We start from the raw sequence: 15,364 nt of genomic DNA on the forward strand, positions 1-15,364 counted from the left end.
AAAAGATTGGCTCTTTAAAAGATTGAGAAAAATTATTTTTATCCTGAATGAAATCAAATGTTTTTTTTAGGAGCCACTTTATGTTGCTCCACTTTTTGATTTGAAGAAATTATACTCATCTTTATATCGATATTTAATAGCATTGCCGTCTCACCAGCCAGTAGGTTAGCAGGTTAATATTCAGCCATTTCATCATCAACATAACAATACAACCACCTTTCACCCGGTTCAGAAGAAATAACAACCGGATGCATTTCGGCTTTGCAATGATGAGACATGTGCTGCTCCGGGGATGAATCGCAACACAAAGTATGCCCACAGGTTTGACAAGTTCGAAGATGAACCCATGTTGTGCCCTGCTTTATGCATTCCTCGCAAACTCGTTTTTTGGCTAATTTTAATTCTTTTATCGCTCCGATATGGATACAAACACTCTTGCTTTCCATAATTATAATTTTGATAAATATTGATGAACTTGTGTAACTGCCATTGCCCCCTCGCCTACTGCTGATGCTACTCTTTTAACGGAATTAAATCTTACATCACCCGCTGCAAAAGAACCCGGCACACTGGTTTCTAAATGATATGGAGGTCGGTCTACTTCCCAACACATTTTATATTGATCCAGGCTAACCAAATCATTCCCGGTATAAAGATAACCGTTTCTATCTCTGCAGATGGCAGTTTCTGAGGCCCAGTCGGTATTGGGTTTTCCACCAATGCAGATAAACAATTTCGAGGTTTCATGCCAGTTTTCAGTACCTGTTTCGCTGTTTACAATTTTGATCCGTTGTAAATAGTCATCGCCCTGAAGTGCGGTAACCTCCGAATAATACAACACATGAATATTTTTAATATTGGCAATCCTGGTAATCAGGTACTGTGAAAGTGTTTCAGAAAGATTTCCTTTTCTGATGACCATAAAAACCTGCTTGGCAAAGCCAGAAAAGTATGTAGCGGCTTGTCCTGCAGCATTACCGCCACCAACAATATACAAATCCTTATCCTGACAGAAAGCAGCCTCGCTTGCACCTGCGCCATAGTAAACGCCTTTATGAAAAAATTGGATTTCATCGGGAAGATTTAGTCTTGCATATTCTACCCCAGTGGCACAAATATTTGTTTTGGCCACTAGTTTTTCGCCAGATGCAAAATCAACATGAATTTTATTATCGTAAAAAGTTCCCTTAATCCCCTCTTTTAAAAGCAAAATCTCGACACCAAACTTTAAAGCCTGTTGCCTGGCTCTTTCGGCCAGATTAGCACCAGAAATACCTTCGGGAAAGCCCAAATAATTTTCAATTAAAGAACTGGTACCTGCTTGTCCGCCAATTGCCTCACGCTCAATTAAAATAGTTTTCAAACCCTCAGATGCGGCATAGACAGCAGCACTTAAACCCGCCGGACCAGCTCCATAGATTGAAAGATCATATTCGGTATACTTAGGTTGAGTAATCCACCCTAAATTACAGGCAATTTGCGCTAAACTTGGATTAATAATTACTTTTCCATCCGGAAACTCGACAACGGGATGTTTATCCTGATTGTTAAAAGATGTGATGCCCTGGCCCAAGCCAAGGTTATCAAAAGAAATATCAATCCACTCGAAATCGACAACGCTACGTTTTAAAAAATCTCTTATCGGATAAATTTCGGGTGAATCTGGTTTGCCGTAAAGTTTAAGCTTGTTCATATCTAATTTCTTAATCAATTATTACTCTTCGTAAAGTTAATGGCGACCATCCGTCATGATTAATTCAGCAACAATAGCACCTCGACACAACGCATTGTATTCCAATATATTAAACTAAAATTAAGAAAAATACAATTACTTTATTTCGCTAATTTACGAGCAGATAAACCCGAGGATTACTGCAGACTAAAATATGTGCCTTTTAGCCAAGCCTAATTTTTTAATTTTCGAATTAAGGGTTGTAGCCGGAACGCCCAGCAGCTTCGCGGCCCCATTCGGACCAGAAATTTTTCCATTGCATGACTCTAAAACTGAAAAAACATGGTCACGTTCATTTTCGAAAAGAGTTTTAACAGCCGCTATCGTTGTTGGAGCCGCCGCCTTTGAACTGCCCGGAATTTCAACTTCTTTGATGATGTTGCCAGTTGTGATTACGATTTGCCTTTCGATTAAATGTTCTAATTCTCTTACATTTCCTGGCCAACTGTAACCTAACATAGAGGCAATTGCTTTTTTAGAAAAACCTTGCAACTTTCGGTTTAATTTCTGAGCAAACTTGTTTAGAAAATGCTGTGCCAATACCGGGATATCGGTTTTTCTGCTTCTTAGCGGAGGCAATAATACCGGAAAAACATTCAATCTGTAAAATAGATCCTGCCTAAATCTTCCGGCATTTACTTCTTCTAAAAGGTTACGGTTTGTGGCAGAAATTATCCTGACATCAACCGGAATAGTTGTTTTTCCACCAACACGTTCCAATTCTTTTTCTTGTAAAACCCTTAATAATTTAACCTGTAAATCTAATGATAGCTCCCCTATCTCATCTAAAAAAATGGTGCCTTTATGGGCTTGTTCAAATTTACCAATACGCCTTTCTGTAGCTCCGGTAAAACTTCCTCTTTCGTGACCAAAAAGCTCAGATTCAATTAAATTTGGCGGAATAGCAGCGCAGTTAACTTTGATCATTGTTTTTTGCTTTCTGCCCGATGCATCATGAACTGCTTTAGCAATAAGTTCTTTTCCCGTTCCTGTTTCACCTAAAATTAACACGGTTGTTTCTGATGATGAAATCCGATCGAGCAATTTAAAAACCTGCTGCATTTCTGCACTGTTGCCAACAATAACGGGGTGCGTGTAAAGTTGATCTGTCTCCTCTATTTCGTGAATCGCATAGGCAGAAAGCTGTCCTGTTTGGATAGCCAGTTCCGTTTGCTGATGCCTGATTTTTTCTTCGGCAAGCAAATGTTCGATTGGCCAACTTATGATGTTTGATACGGCCTTTAAAACTTTTGCTTTTTCATTACTTATTTCTAAAGATTGTTTAAACCCAATTAAAACCTGACCTAAAAGCTTTTTCCGATTGGTTAAGGGAATGGCTAAAATGTATTTTATCCCAATTTCATTCCATAAATCAAGGTGCTCTTTTTTTGCTATCTGCTCCCCTATTACACTTAAATCCAAAAGCTGAAAACCATCTTTTACCGAAGTAAAATCGATTAAAAAATCCTGATGTGGTTTAATTAAAAGTTTGCAATAATCGGCATTAAAATCATCGCAAAAATAGCGCTCAATAAAATTTACGATTTCATCATGCGCTGTAATACCTGATAAATCATTCAAAAGCTGATAAAGTGAATTGGAAATTTCCGAATCACCACCCGATTTTACTTTAGATAATTTTTGCTGATTTCCTGGAGTTTCTCTTTCTTCCATTACCTGGAGTAAACCAGCAAGAAATTCGGCGATATTACAACAAAAGGTTAAACCATCTGCACTCAATTCGCGGTTGTGGTTATGGAGCTCAAAAGTTCCGAATGTCCGCCCGTTGCTCTCCAATGGAATATAACAGTGAAAATGATATTCTGTTGGATGATTAGTGAGGCAGTGATTTTCGCCAAAATCTTCTACCCAGTTTTGCCTGGATTTAAGGATGGGAAAATCAAATTCAGCAATTTCTTTGGTCATGAGCGAAAGACTTACCGGATCAGAAACGGTTTCTGTACAGGAAATCTCTCCTGAACTTACTTCAGCAAGATAAGCTCGTGTGATGTAGTTCATTTCTTCATTATAAAGAACTAGTGCGCCACAATCAATTGAAAATAATGGATGAAGTTTAGAAAATATGCCTTGAAATAATTCTGACAAACTAAAACATTTTTCATTTTCAGCATGTATGGAAGCTAAATCTTCAAAATAAGATCCAGGAATTTCTTTTTTATCAAGCGTTTCAAAACGTTTTATATTCGAATCTAAATCTGTCTGGTTTTCTCTCATCTTTGCTTAAATAGATTTTATTTCAATTGAAACAAATGGGTGATTAAATTTTAATTATTAACCCCAATCAATTATTTATTCTAAGCATCTTATTCAGATAATTTGAAACAACAAAAAGCAGATATTTTTGGGATAAATATTCTTAAGCGCTCTACCCGCGAATCCAAAGAACATGCCAGATTCAATAAAACGGCCTTAAAGCATTTAACAGCTATATTGAGCTTTTTTCCGTTAGCGATATTTCGCTAAATAGCGATTATTTAAAACGAAATACCGTAGCGATAACAAATAAATGAAGATCAACTTGCGAAATTCTTCTGCACACAGCCTTTTGAAATTTCGTAAGTTGATAAATTATTTTACACAAAAAAGCCCTGAGTCAGTTGTGCTAACCCAGGGCGAAATATTAATTAATCAAATTATTCTTTAGGATTTTCTTGCAACCACTTCAATAAAATTTTCACCGTATCAGTAAAGAAAAGACGGTAAGTATCTTCTGTTACAAAGCCGATATGTGGGGTAGCCAAAACATTTTTTAATGTTCTAAATGGATGATTTGCATGGAGTGGCTCCTTGTCGAAAACATCTAAAGCTGCGCCAGCAATTTTATGTTGTTGCAAAGCATTTATAAGTGCTTTTTCATCAACCAAAGGACCACGGGATGTATTAATCAAATAGGCTGTAGATTTCATTAACGCCAGATCTGCCTCATCCACTATTCCCTTACTCCTATCACTTAAAACCAAGTGAACGGTTAAATAATCAGCCTCCTGAAAAAGGGTTTTCTTATCTACATACCTGGCTCCACCGGCTAAGGCTTTTTCTGGTGTGAGGTTTTCACTCCAAGCAATCACATCCATATCAAATGCCTTGGCTACAGCTGCAACCTGCGACCCTAAATTCCCGAGGCCTAATATGCCGAGTGTTTTACCTTTTAAATCGTTCCCCACCATGTGCTGCCATCCGCCAGCTCGTAAAATGGCATTCTCTTGCGGAATGTGTTTAGCCAGCGCCATTAATAATGCCCAGGTAAGTTCTAAAGCACCGTGCCCCAGGTAACCCGTGTTTTGCACTTCTATTCCTAATTTTTGAGCGCCCTCTACATCGATAGATCGGTTTCTGGCTCCGGTAGAAACCACCAGCTTCAGGTGAGGGAGATTTTTTAATATACTGGCTGTTAGTGGCGTTCTTTCCCGCATCACACAAATAATATCAAAAGGCATTAAACGCGTGATGATTTCATTTTCCTCATGAAGATGATTATCGAAGATTTCGATATCGGCAAGTTCTTTTATTGCACTCCAATCTGCAAAAGATTTAGCTACATCCTGATAATCATCAAGTATGGCAATTTTATATCGTGACATATTTATAATTTTTTAAGACCTTCTTTCATCAAAAACCTGAAATTCTGCTATAGCGGGTATATCCTTTGAATGTTCGATTCGGATACGAACCTTACTCGTCCAAACGCGGTTAAACCTATGAATTTTTATTTTATCAGTGTTTGTGCCATTCACAATTTTCTTCCATTCTATGCCATTCCAATATTCGAGTACATAACCATCGATATTCGGTTTTTGTTCGGCAACAACAATCATGTTAATACCTTTTTCATTTTTAAAATCAATTTCGTACCAGGCTTTTTTAACCTCTTTATTAGAACGCCAGGAAGATTTGTAATTATCATCATTTGCAAAATCCATAATATCCATATCATCGCTCCAGGTCGAATTTGCTGCTTGTTTTAAACCCAGATTGCTGGAAATAATCGGAAGTTCGAGCGGTGGTAATGGAGTGGTAGCACCCTCATTCTTCCATAACCTGCCTACTTCTTTTAACGATTCGATAGCATTATCATCAATTAAACCATCCCTGTTTGGGGAAACATTTAAAATAAAGTTACAGCTTGCCGTATTTAACGGCTTAATTAAATTATATACAATTTCTTGTGGCTTTCTAACCGGAACGGTAGGAAAATCTGTTTTCCAAAACCACGAAGTGTTAATCGGCAAACAAGCTAAAGATGGCATTACTTTACTTTCCTTATCCATCCGTTGACCAGCACCCATTTCATAGGTTTTGATATCAGTGTAATAAAGTCCCTCTGCAGGATATTTAGCTCCATTTAAATCCATTACCAAACAATCGGGCTGTAAGGTTTTAATCAAGGTATAAATATCTTCGAATGGCACATCATCATAAGAAATCCTAGACCATGGCGCATCCCAGCCATCAATAATCAGCGCCTCAATTTTACCATATTTAGTTAACAGCTCTGTAATTTGCTGCTTAATCATATCAATGTGTTTTGGCGTAATCTGGTTTGGCCTAAGCTTGTGGTGCGTATCCAATATCGAATAATAAAGCATCACTTTTAATCCGTTTGCTCTAAAAGCATCTGTAAATTGCTTCACTACATCCTTGCCATAAGGACTATTCATGACGTTGTAATCTGTACTTTTTGTATCCCAGATACAAAAACCGCTATGGTGTTTTGTGGTTAAACAGCCATAACTCATATTAGCCGATTTTGCAGCTTTGGCCCATTGGTTTGCATCTAACTTTTTAGGATTAAATAATTTTGGAGAGGCATCAGGGTCGGGCCAGTCGGCATTGGCATAAGTTGGAATATTATAGTGGATAAACATTCCAAAACGCAAATCAACAAACTGTTGCTGAAGTACATTTAACTTTTTAGCTGCTTCTGAGTTTTTAAACTGTGCCATCGCCCCGATAGTAGAAAACAGCATTAAAATAGCTAATAAAACGTTTTTCTGTATAGATCTAAGTTTCATATTTGGTTGGTTGATTTATAGTTTTATGTAATTAGTGGTGCTGTAAAATTAATTTTCCTGGAAGAGATTGCCCAGTAAATCCAAAGTAAAACGCAGATTAAAAGTGCTGCATCCGGATAGAAAAAAGAACTGACAAAGGCAATAAGATAGGTTGGGAAACCATATAAATAATTATTCCGGAGTTGTTTAATAGCCTGTTCGCTGATTCCTGGCCGCAACAAACCTTTATCTTTCGTAGCTTGTTGCCATAATAAATTGAAGGCAATGTTAACCAAAACAAACATTCCCGTGTAAATGGTTACCGAAAATTGTTTAGCATCGCTGAGGTAAAATCTAGCCAGCAATGCACTCGGATAGGAAACAAGCGAAACCAGGAAAAGGATAAACCCGTTGGCAAACATTAATCCTGTGTTTCGCTTGTAAATTTGTTTAAATACTTTGTGGTGGTTAACCCAGATGATGAAAATGCTAAAAAATGAGATGATAAAGGCGATATATGCCGGCCATTGACTAATTAAAGCCTTAATAAGTGCGGCAGGGTTTGAGCCCGCATTAAATTCAGGTACATGAAGTTCGAGTACTAGTAAAGTAACAGCAATAGCAAAAACACCATCACTAAAAGCCTCAATCCTGGCTGTTTCCTTTTCCATTTCTAGTGTTTTTTATTAGAAGCTGTCTAAAATCAGAATTTATCAACTTACAAAATTTCAAAAGCCTGAGCGATGAAGAATTCGCAAGTTTTTATGACAGTACCATAAAACTTGCGAAGTATTTCCCCCCAGCAAAAGCCACCAAAACTTCGCAAGTTGATCATCATTTTTATGAAATTCAGACAGTTTCTTAATCGTTAAAAATTAATTTATTTACTTGTGCTATTTCTGCTCTGCTGATGGTATGGCCCATGTTTTCATAAATAATTTCTGTAACGTTTGCCCCCATTTCTTCCAGCAAAGCGGTACTTTCTTTAACACGGCTTACCGGCACATGAAAATCTGGGTTACTGCTCCCAATAAAAATCGGTGTCCCGTCAAAATTACCATGATAATTTCGATGATCTACGTGATCACCAATTACGCCTCCCGTAAAAGCCACCACACCGCCGTAGCGTGCAGCCTGCGATGCTGCAAATTCTAAGGCCAGGCAAGCGCCCTGAGAAAAGCCTAAAAAGTAAATTTGTTCTTTAGTAAAACCTTCCTTTTCCAAATCCAGAACCAAATCGTTTATCAATTTTAAAGCATTAGATAACGATGGTTCATTTTCTGTTCTTGGCGATAAAAAAGATTGTGGGTACCAGCTATTTCCTGGTGCTTGCGGTGCTACCAATGCGAACGAATCGACATTTAAATCGGCTGAAAGTGATAATATATCCTCTGCAGAACCACCACGACCATGAATCATGACCAGAACTTTTTCTGCAACAGCCAGGCTTTTGCCTGATTTTATTATTTCCTGCATTTTCTTATTTTTTAATTTTCGTTACTTTTATTCCAGATATCCTGGTAGAGCTCTTCGTGCCTTTTAAATTGCACATGTACATACGGGCACATTGGAATAACCATTAATTCATTTTTCCGGGTGTAGGCTACCATCGCATCTAACAGCATTTTAGCATAACCTTTACCTTCCTTTTCAGGTTCTATCTCGGTATGGTAAACTGTTAAATCTTTCCCCTGGATATCGAAAATCATTTCACCAACTTTTCCATCTTCGTCATAGAGATCAAATGAACTTGGTTCACCTTCCTGAATGTTTAATTTTACTTTTGCCATAATTGATTAGCTTAATTTTGGAAGTAATTTATGTAAATCTTCGCGTAAATGCTCATGTTGATGCGGCAACATTAAGTGCGTACCTAACTCATTTAAAGGTTCATCTACAGTAAAGCCCGGGTTTTCTGTAGCGATTTCGAAAAGTACGCCGCCTGGTTCGCGGAAATACAATGAATAGAAATAATCTCTGTCAATTTTAGGCGTAATGTTGAGGTTTTTACTTAAAATTTTCTCCCTGAATTCCATTTGAATGGCTTCATCTTTAACCCTGAAAGCCACATGGTGATTAGTTCCCGCAGCATTTCTACCACGAATACCAGCTGGGGTTTCCAACAAATCTACAATCGATGCATTTTCTACAGCATCGGTAATAAACCGGTAACGATTTCCTTCTTGCGCAAGTAAACGATAACCAAAAATATCGGTTAAAACTTTAGCCGTCTCATCTATTTTCTGAAGGGTTAAAGTGGTACTGTGGAAACCTTTTGTTGCCGTGTTGTTCTTAATTTCATCCGTTTCCCAAGGCTTGCGAAGATCTTCCTCTCTTGGTACAATTAAACTCAATGATAAGCCATCCGGATCTTTAAATGCCAGAAATTGCTCACCGAAACGTTCTGCTATATCTTTGGTTTTAATGTTGGCTTGCCCTAATCTATCGAGCCAGAAGTCTAAACTTCCCTGCGGAACGGCGTAGCCGATTTCAGTGGCCATTCCAACACCTTCCGTACCTTGCCCAATGCCATCCCAAGGGAAGAAAGTCAAAATCGTTCCAGCTGAGCCAGTTTCATCACCATAATATAAGTGATAGGTTTCCGGATCATCAAAGTTTACGGTTTTTTTAACCAGGCGTAAACCCATAGTTTTGGTATAAAAATCGAAATTTTGCTGCGCATTTCCTGCAATTGCGGTAATGTGGTGCAGACCTAAAATAGTATCGTTCATATCGTTTAAATTTTATTTGAGTTTATTTATTGTATTACTAACTTAATTTCTCAATAGATTTTTGTGCCAATTCATTGTGTTTTTTGAAACGAACGTGAAGTATAAGCCCGTTATCATTCCACATTTTTATCTGGCCGTTTAACTGCTCGGTTAAACCCGTCATTAAACTCATCCCCAATGATTCGGTGTTTTCAGGTTCGAAACCATCTGGCAAACCTATTCCATTATCTGCTATTTTTAGCTCACACATTTCATCTTCAGCCATTAAAAATGAAATATGAACGGTACCTTTTCTATCATGCGGGAATGCATATTTTATGGTATTACTTATCGCCTCGTTTAAAATTAAACCTAGCGGAACGGCCTGAGCAACATCAAGTTTAATGGATTCGGTTTCGAGTGTGAATTGTACTTTCCTATCGGCGCTAAAACACTCTATCATGTAATCTACCAGCTCTTTAATATACCATTTCATATCTATTTCTGCCAGATTATCCGATTGATAAAGCCGCTGATGAATGAGCGACATGGCGTGCATGCGGTTCTGACTATTCCTAATGGCTACCAATGCATCATCATTATCCAAATATGCCGATTGAGTGTTCAGCAAGCTGATTACGATTTGTAAATTATTTTTAACCCGATGATGTATTTCCCGAAGGAGCCACTCCTTTTCGCCTAAAATTTTCTTAAGTAAATCATTTTGGGCATTTATTTCCTTCTGCTTTTGCTCCAAAATTAAATTACTTTGTTTTTTTAAGCGGTATCGGTTATAAATCAAACCGGCAAAAATAATCGCGACCAAGAGTCCTGCGATAAAAATGTACAGAACATGCCCCTCACGCTCAATCCGAACCTTTTGCAACTGATTATTTTGGCTTAATAAAGCAATGTCTTTATCTTTTTTTTCGGTTTGATACTCGATTTCCAGACCCGAAATCTGTTTATTTTTATCGTTAAAGAAAATAGAATCTCCCAATCGCTTATATTCTTTATAATGCGCAATATCCGACCATGGTTTATTCAGTGCAGAATCTACCACAAACCACAACCTATGTACCTGGGAGAGTACAATGACATTGCTTTGGGTAGCGGCTTGCTTTTCATGTGCTTTTAAATACTCATCAGCCTCTCCAAACTTCTTCTCATAAATTAGCTTTCTGATGATACTTCTATAAAGCAAAGTTTGATTGGGATTATCTTCAGGCAGTTCTTTATGAAATTTTAACAGAACCTTAAAATATGGCTCCGCTTTCGCGTATTGATGGATATCATAGTAACTGTTAAACAAAATATATGGAATCCGAAGTTTCATAGATATATCCGTTGACGGGTATTTCTTCACCATTTCCTTAAGCGTTTCAATGCCCTCTTCAATTTTTTTCATCCTGATTAAAACAGTGGCAATGTTTGTAATAATCGTTTGCAAATAACCGGCATCATGATAAACTTCGGCAATTCGCCTCGCCTCTGTCCAATATTCCAGGGCTTTCTTATCATTTCGTAAATAGAAATAAATTAACCCGAGGTGATTACAGATCGAACTTTTTTGCAAACTCGTATCGCCCAGTTTATCTGCAGTTTTTTCTGCAAGCAAACCGTATTTTAATGCATTAGAAAAACTACCAGCATCCGTATTAGCGATACACATATTATTGTATATCCCCTGTAATTCTTTAAAATTGATGGATTTATATACAGAAAGTGATGAATCCATCAGCTTTAGTGCATCTTCAGATTGACCTTTTAAAGTGTAATAATCGCCAAGGTTTTTAAGCGAATTTCCCTCTTCCAATTTGTTGCCGGATTGACGATATAGTTTTAAAGATTTCCGGTTGAATGCTATCTTTTTATCTAAATCTTTCCCCTCGTTACCATAAAGTTGGCCCATCGCCGAAAATGCTTCTGCCAGTTGGTCTTTTAAATCTTTCTTCGTTGAGTATTGAATAGCCTGTTCATATGTTTTTTCTGCAGAAATTTTGTCTCCCGATTCCCGGGCAATATTTCCTTTTAACACCAAAACGCTGGCAACAGTTTTTGGATAATGTATTTGATTAGCCAAAGCCAGTGCTTTATTTTGGTATTGAGTTGCCTTTGCTAAATCAGCTTTTAATTCGCCGGGTAAATTGAGGTAATAAGTTCCAATGCTTACCAATAGATCAGCTTTATTTTCACCATCATCCAGCTGGGCCAGTCTGGTAAGTGCATTTTCAAATACTACTTTGGTTCTAATCTCCTGGCCTTTTAACAGGCCAGGGATGATTAAAATCAGCAGTACAAAAAACAGATATCTCATCGGCTTTACTACAGCAACAATATGGAAAACATTATTAGTCATCAGGCCACTTTAGTTTCACTTGTATTTGCACGGGTGGTGTAATAGCAGATCACCATGACAATACCTGGCAAAAAGATTCCTACTAAACCAAATAGTTTACCCACAAATGCCCCCAGCAAACAACCTACTAAAAATCCGCCCAGCGTAATTAAACCTCTGGATACGCCTGTAAGAAAATCGGCATTTCTAAACCCGGAGTTGCAATATGACCTGATATCCAACGCAAACTGAGTTACGTTACCGGTCATCATGGTTGTCGGGCCAAAAGTATCTTTAGCGAAGAGTTTGCCAAAAGCATTTTGTAAGCCCATTGCAACTACCACAATCATGGTAACTAAATACATGGGCCAGGTAACTTCTCCATTATCTATGTAGCCCAGCGAATAAGCGATAATACCACCGATGATGAGTATAATTCCTTCGCACAAAAGCAGCAGATGCCTGTTCGGAAATTTTGCAGCTATCCAGCCACCAAGCATTACAGCGACCATAAATATGGGGAAGGTGAGCAGCTTAATCCACGCATCACCATCAGCGCCTTTTATCATTTGATAGGCAAATACGATAAAGTTACCTGTTACGTGTGCCGAAAATATTTTATCGGCAGCAACGAAAGTAATGCTATCACAATAACCCGCTATAATGGTTAATACTAAGGTTACGAACCAGATATTATGCTGTTTTTCTTCCATTTTTTTATGCTTTAAGATAAGTGTGCTCTTAACATCCACGCCATGGTTTCATGCGTTTCCATTAAACCTGTAATGTAATCGCTTGTTCCGGCATCTTTCAGCGGACCTGCATAATTGTTTATGTTTTCCCTTAAGTGAATAAGTATGCTTTCGTGGTCTTCAAGCAACATTTTGATGTAAGTCGGTGCATCATTTTTACCACGGTCATCTTCAGTTAAGTGCGTTAACGCTAAAAACTGTTTAAGCGATGCAGGTGCATAATGCCCCAATTTCCGAATCCGTTCTGCAACCTCATCTACAATATTTTCTAACTGCGTATATTGTTCTTCGAAAAACTTGTGTTTGTTGTAAAAGTCTGGCCCCTCAACGTTCCAGTGTGCTTTACGTGTTTTGGTGTATAAAACGTATTCATCTGCAAGAATTTTGCTTAACGAATGTGCAACCGCTGCAAGGTTGTCTGGGCTGATTCCAATTTTTGCTTCCATGATTTTGGTATATAATTGATGTGATTAATTAAAAAGAGATTGTAATAAATAGTGGTCTATTGAAAAAGTACCTGGCCCTATTGCCCATAAAAAGAGCATGGCCAAAGTGTACATATAAGGCACATCTTTTACTTCGATAGCGTCTTTTCTGTGCACTACAAAGTATCCTATAGCGGTTACCCCAATAGATGGTAAAAGGAAAAGGCGGGTTCCAAAACCTATTGCAACCAGAAAAGGTACAACGGTATCAGAAAATGTCGCCACCAATCCATTCAGTTTATCGGGTAAACCTAACGGATTAGGTACATGTTCTTTCTCTCCATTTTGCACACGAAATTTTTTCATCCCGTGTACCCTGAAAAGTTCTAGCATGAGCAAAATCCTGAAGATTAAAACGGCTATGTTGTTAAATTCCGAACCTAAATCGGAATAAAGCAGGTATTTGATTAAATTTTCCATTATTAAAAAGCAAAACATGAACAGCCTAATGCCCCCCAAAAGGCAGTGTAATTATTTACCGGGAGATTACTTGTTCTCACTGCATCATGATTGTGCGCATGAACATCGCAACTACCTACACAAGCGTGAACCGTAGCAAGAACTGCACTGGAACCGTTTACGCCTTTGGCGTTTCCTTGCTGAATGGCCTTATGATGATCTGCAACATAATAGCCATTGTAACTATTGGTTGGTGACCAGTCTGGCAGAATCGGGATTTTTGGTGGTGAAAACGAAGAAAAATCGCCTTTGGCATAAACAATTTTGCCATCAACAATGGTCAAATCAGATTCGATTCCCTTTATATCTTCATCGGGTACTTCAAAGTAATCGCGGTTAAGTACCGCTAAATCGGCGAGCATACCCACTTCAATATCGCCTTTCTTTTGCTGTTCATTTGAAAACCAGGCACTGCCACGGGTATAAAGTTCCAACGCCGTTTCCCTGGTTAAAACGGTATCTTCATTGTATATTTTTAATCCGCCAACAGTTTTGCCTGCCGTTAACCAAAACATGGATACCCAGGGATTGTAACTGCTCACACGGGTGGCATCAGAACCGCCACCAACGGGAACTTCCATTTCCAGCATTTTCTTTACAGGAGGCGTTTGTAAAGCTGCTTTTTCGCCATAACGCGCTGTAAAATATTCACCCTGATAGGCCATTCTGCTTTGAATTGCTATTCCACCACCCAATGCTTTTACACGTTCTATGTTTCTCTCATCGATGGTTTCAGCGTGGTCGAAAATCCATGGTAAACCTGCAAAAGGGATCTCACGATTTACTTTTTCGAAAACATTTAAAAACCTGCTGATGCTTTCGTTATAAGTAGCATGCAATCTAAACGGCCATCTTTTCTCTACCAGTAAACGAACAACACGTTCTAATTCAGCTTCCATATTTTCGGGCAAATCTGGTCTTGGCTGAAGAAAATCTTCAAAGTCTGCTGCCGAGAAAACCAACATTTCACCTGCGCCATTGTGGCGATACATATCATCACCCTGATAAAGATTTACCGAATTTGTCCAGTTATCTAAATCTTCAAACTCTTGTTTTGGGCGCTGGGTAAATAAGTTATAGGCAATTCTAACGGTTAACTGTTTTTGCTCATTCAGTTCATTTACCACCTTATAATCATCGGGAAAATTTTGAAAGCCTCCACCTGCATCGATCACACTGGTGATGCCAAAACGGTTAAGTTCGGTCATAAAATGCCGGGTAGAATTTACCTGATGCTCGTAAGAAAGTTTTGGCCCTTTTGCCAGAGTGGAGTACAAAATCATGGCGTTCGGACTCGCAATAATTAACCCTGTAGGTTCGCCATTTGCATCTCTCTGTATTTCGCCACCCGGAGGCGCAGGTGTGTTTTTTGTATACCCAACTGCTCTTAAAGCCGCACGGTTCATAAAAGCACGATCGTACAAATGCAAAATAAAAACCGGTGTCTCTGGCGAAACGGCATTGATTTCATCCAAAGTTGGCATTCGTCTTTCGGCGAATTGAAATTCAGACCAGCCACCCACTACACGTACCCATTGTGGCGATGGTGTTTTGTCTACTTGCTCTTTGAGCATCCGCATGGCATCTGCAAGAGATGGAACTCCATCCCAGCGCAGCTCTAAATTAAAGTTTAAACCACCGCGAATTAAATGGATGTGAGAATCATTAATTCCGGGTACAACGCGTTTTTTATCAAGGTTAACCAACTTTGTAGATGAACCCGAAAAGTTCATTACATCGCTGTCATTACCCATGGCGATAAACTTCCCGTCTTTGATGGCAACAGCAGTTATTTCTGCTTTGTGTTTGGCAATGGTATGAATTTTACCATTGAATAAAATAATATCTGCAGTCATAATTTTTTCTTTTTTATTG

General features: G+C 38.4%; 14 protein-coding genes. All 14 read right to left on the bottom strand.

All coding sequences use genetic code 11. The features are described 5' to 3' along the window. Positions 1-173 precede the first annotated feature (173 nt). The 14 genes from ACN1CD_RS22935 to ACN1CD_RS23000 all read right to left on the bottom strand — a co-directional run bounded on the left by ACN1CD_RS22935 (position 174) and on the right by ACN1CD_RS23000 (position 15,345). Positions 174-446 carry a UBP-type zinc finger domain-containing protein gene (locus ACN1CD_RS22935; protein WP_419132756.1) on the bottom strand — a complete coding sequence of 91 codons (273 nt, stop codon included), beginning with the start codon at positions 444-446 and terminating at the stop codon, positions 174-176. Positions 447-448: 2 nt separating this feature from the next. Beyond that, complete coding sequence (locus ACN1CD_RS22940) at positions 449-1,693, bottom strand: FAD-dependent oxidoreductase (protein WP_419132757.1); 1,245 nt, start codon at positions 1,691-1,693, stop codon at positions 449-451. A 186-nt stretch (positions 1,694-1,879) separates the two neighbouring features. Beyond that, on the bottom strand, positions 1,880-3,967 hold the full coding sequence (locus ACN1CD_RS22945; protein WP_419132758.1) for a sigma 54-interacting transcriptional regulator: 2,088 nt from the start codon (positions 3,965-3,967) through the stop codon (positions 1,880-1,882). A 419-nt stretch (positions 3,968-4,386) separates the two neighbouring features. Beyond that, entirely contained in the window at positions 4,387-5,334 is a 948-nt protein-coding gene (locus ACN1CD_RS22950; RefSeq protein ID WP_419132759.1) for a D-2-hydroxyacid dehydrogenase family protein, read from the bottom strand. Positions 5,335-5,346: 12 nt separating this feature from the next. Next, the gene (locus tag ACN1CD_RS22955; RefSeq protein ID WP_419132760.1) at positions 5,347-6,765 is read right to left on the bottom strand and encodes an alpha-L-fucosidase; all 1,419 of its coding nucleotides are present in this window, start codon (positions 6,763-6,765) and stop codon (positions 5,347-5,349) included. A gap of 23 nt (positions 6,766-6,788) precedes the next feature. Next, positions 6,789-7,415, bottom strand: coding sequence for a TMEM175 family protein (locus ACN1CD_RS22960; RefSeq protein ID WP_419132761.1), 627 nt, complete (start codon positions 7,413-7,415; stop codon positions 6,789-6,791). A 190-nt stretch (positions 7,416-7,605) separates the two neighbouring features. Next, the gene (locus ACN1CD_RS22965; RefSeq protein WP_419132762.1) at positions 7,606-8,220 is read right to left on the bottom strand and encodes an alpha/beta hydrolase; all 615 of its coding nucleotides are present in this window, start codon (positions 8,218-8,220) and stop codon (positions 7,606-7,608) included. A gap of 11 nt (positions 8,221-8,231) precedes the next feature. Beyond that, positions 8,232-8,534, bottom strand: coding sequence for a GNAT family N-acetyltransferase (locus ACN1CD_RS22970; RefSeq protein ID WP_419132763.1), 303 nt, complete (start codon positions 8,532-8,534; stop codon positions 8,232-8,234). 6 nt (positions 8,535-8,540) lie between these two features. Continuing rightward, positions 8,541-9,476, bottom strand: coding sequence for a ring-cleaving dioxygenase (locus ACN1CD_RS22975; protein ID WP_419132764.1), 936 nt, complete (start codon positions 9,474-9,476; stop codon positions 8,541-8,543). Between the two features lie 37 nt (positions 9,477-9,513). Beyond that, complete coding sequence (locus tag ACN1CD_RS22980; protein WP_419132765.1) at positions 9,514-11,814, bottom strand: histidine kinase dimerization/phosphoacceptor domain -containing protein; 2,301 nt, start codon at positions 11,812-11,814, stop codon at positions 9,514-9,516. Further along, positions 11,814-12,506 carry a YoaK family protein gene (locus ACN1CD_RS22985; RefSeq protein WP_419132766.1) on the bottom strand — a complete coding sequence of 231 codons (693 nt, stop codon included), beginning with the start codon at positions 12,504-12,506 and terminating at the stop codon, positions 11,814-11,816. The genes ACN1CD_RS22980 and ACN1CD_RS22985 overlap by 1 nt, the downstream gene beginning before the upstream one ends. Positions 12,507-12,517: 11 nt before the next feature. Beyond that, positions 12,518-12,991 carry a Dps family protein gene (locus ACN1CD_RS22990; RefSeq protein WP_419132767.1) on the bottom strand — a complete coding sequence of 158 codons (474 nt, stop codon included), beginning with the start codon at positions 12,989-12,991 and terminating at the stop codon, positions 12,518-12,520. A 24-nt stretch (positions 12,992-13,015) separates the two neighbouring features. Beyond that, on the bottom strand, positions 13,016-13,450 hold the full coding sequence (locus ACN1CD_RS22995) for a DoxX family protein (RefSeq protein WP_419132768.1): 435 nt from the start codon (positions 13,448-13,450) through the stop codon (positions 13,016-13,018). A gap of 2 nt (positions 13,451-13,452) precedes the next feature. Further along, entirely contained in the window at positions 13,453-15,345 is a 1,893-nt protein-coding gene (locus ACN1CD_RS23000; RefSeq protein ID WP_419132769.1) for an amidohydrolase, read from the bottom strand. Between the last annotated feature and the right edge of the window lie 19 nt (positions 15,346-15,364).

The organism is Pedobacter sp. N23S346 (genome assembly GCF_048515415.1).
Classification (GTDB): domain Bacteria; phylum Bacteroidota; class Bacteroidia; order Sphingobacteriales; family Sphingobacteriaceae; genus Pedobacter.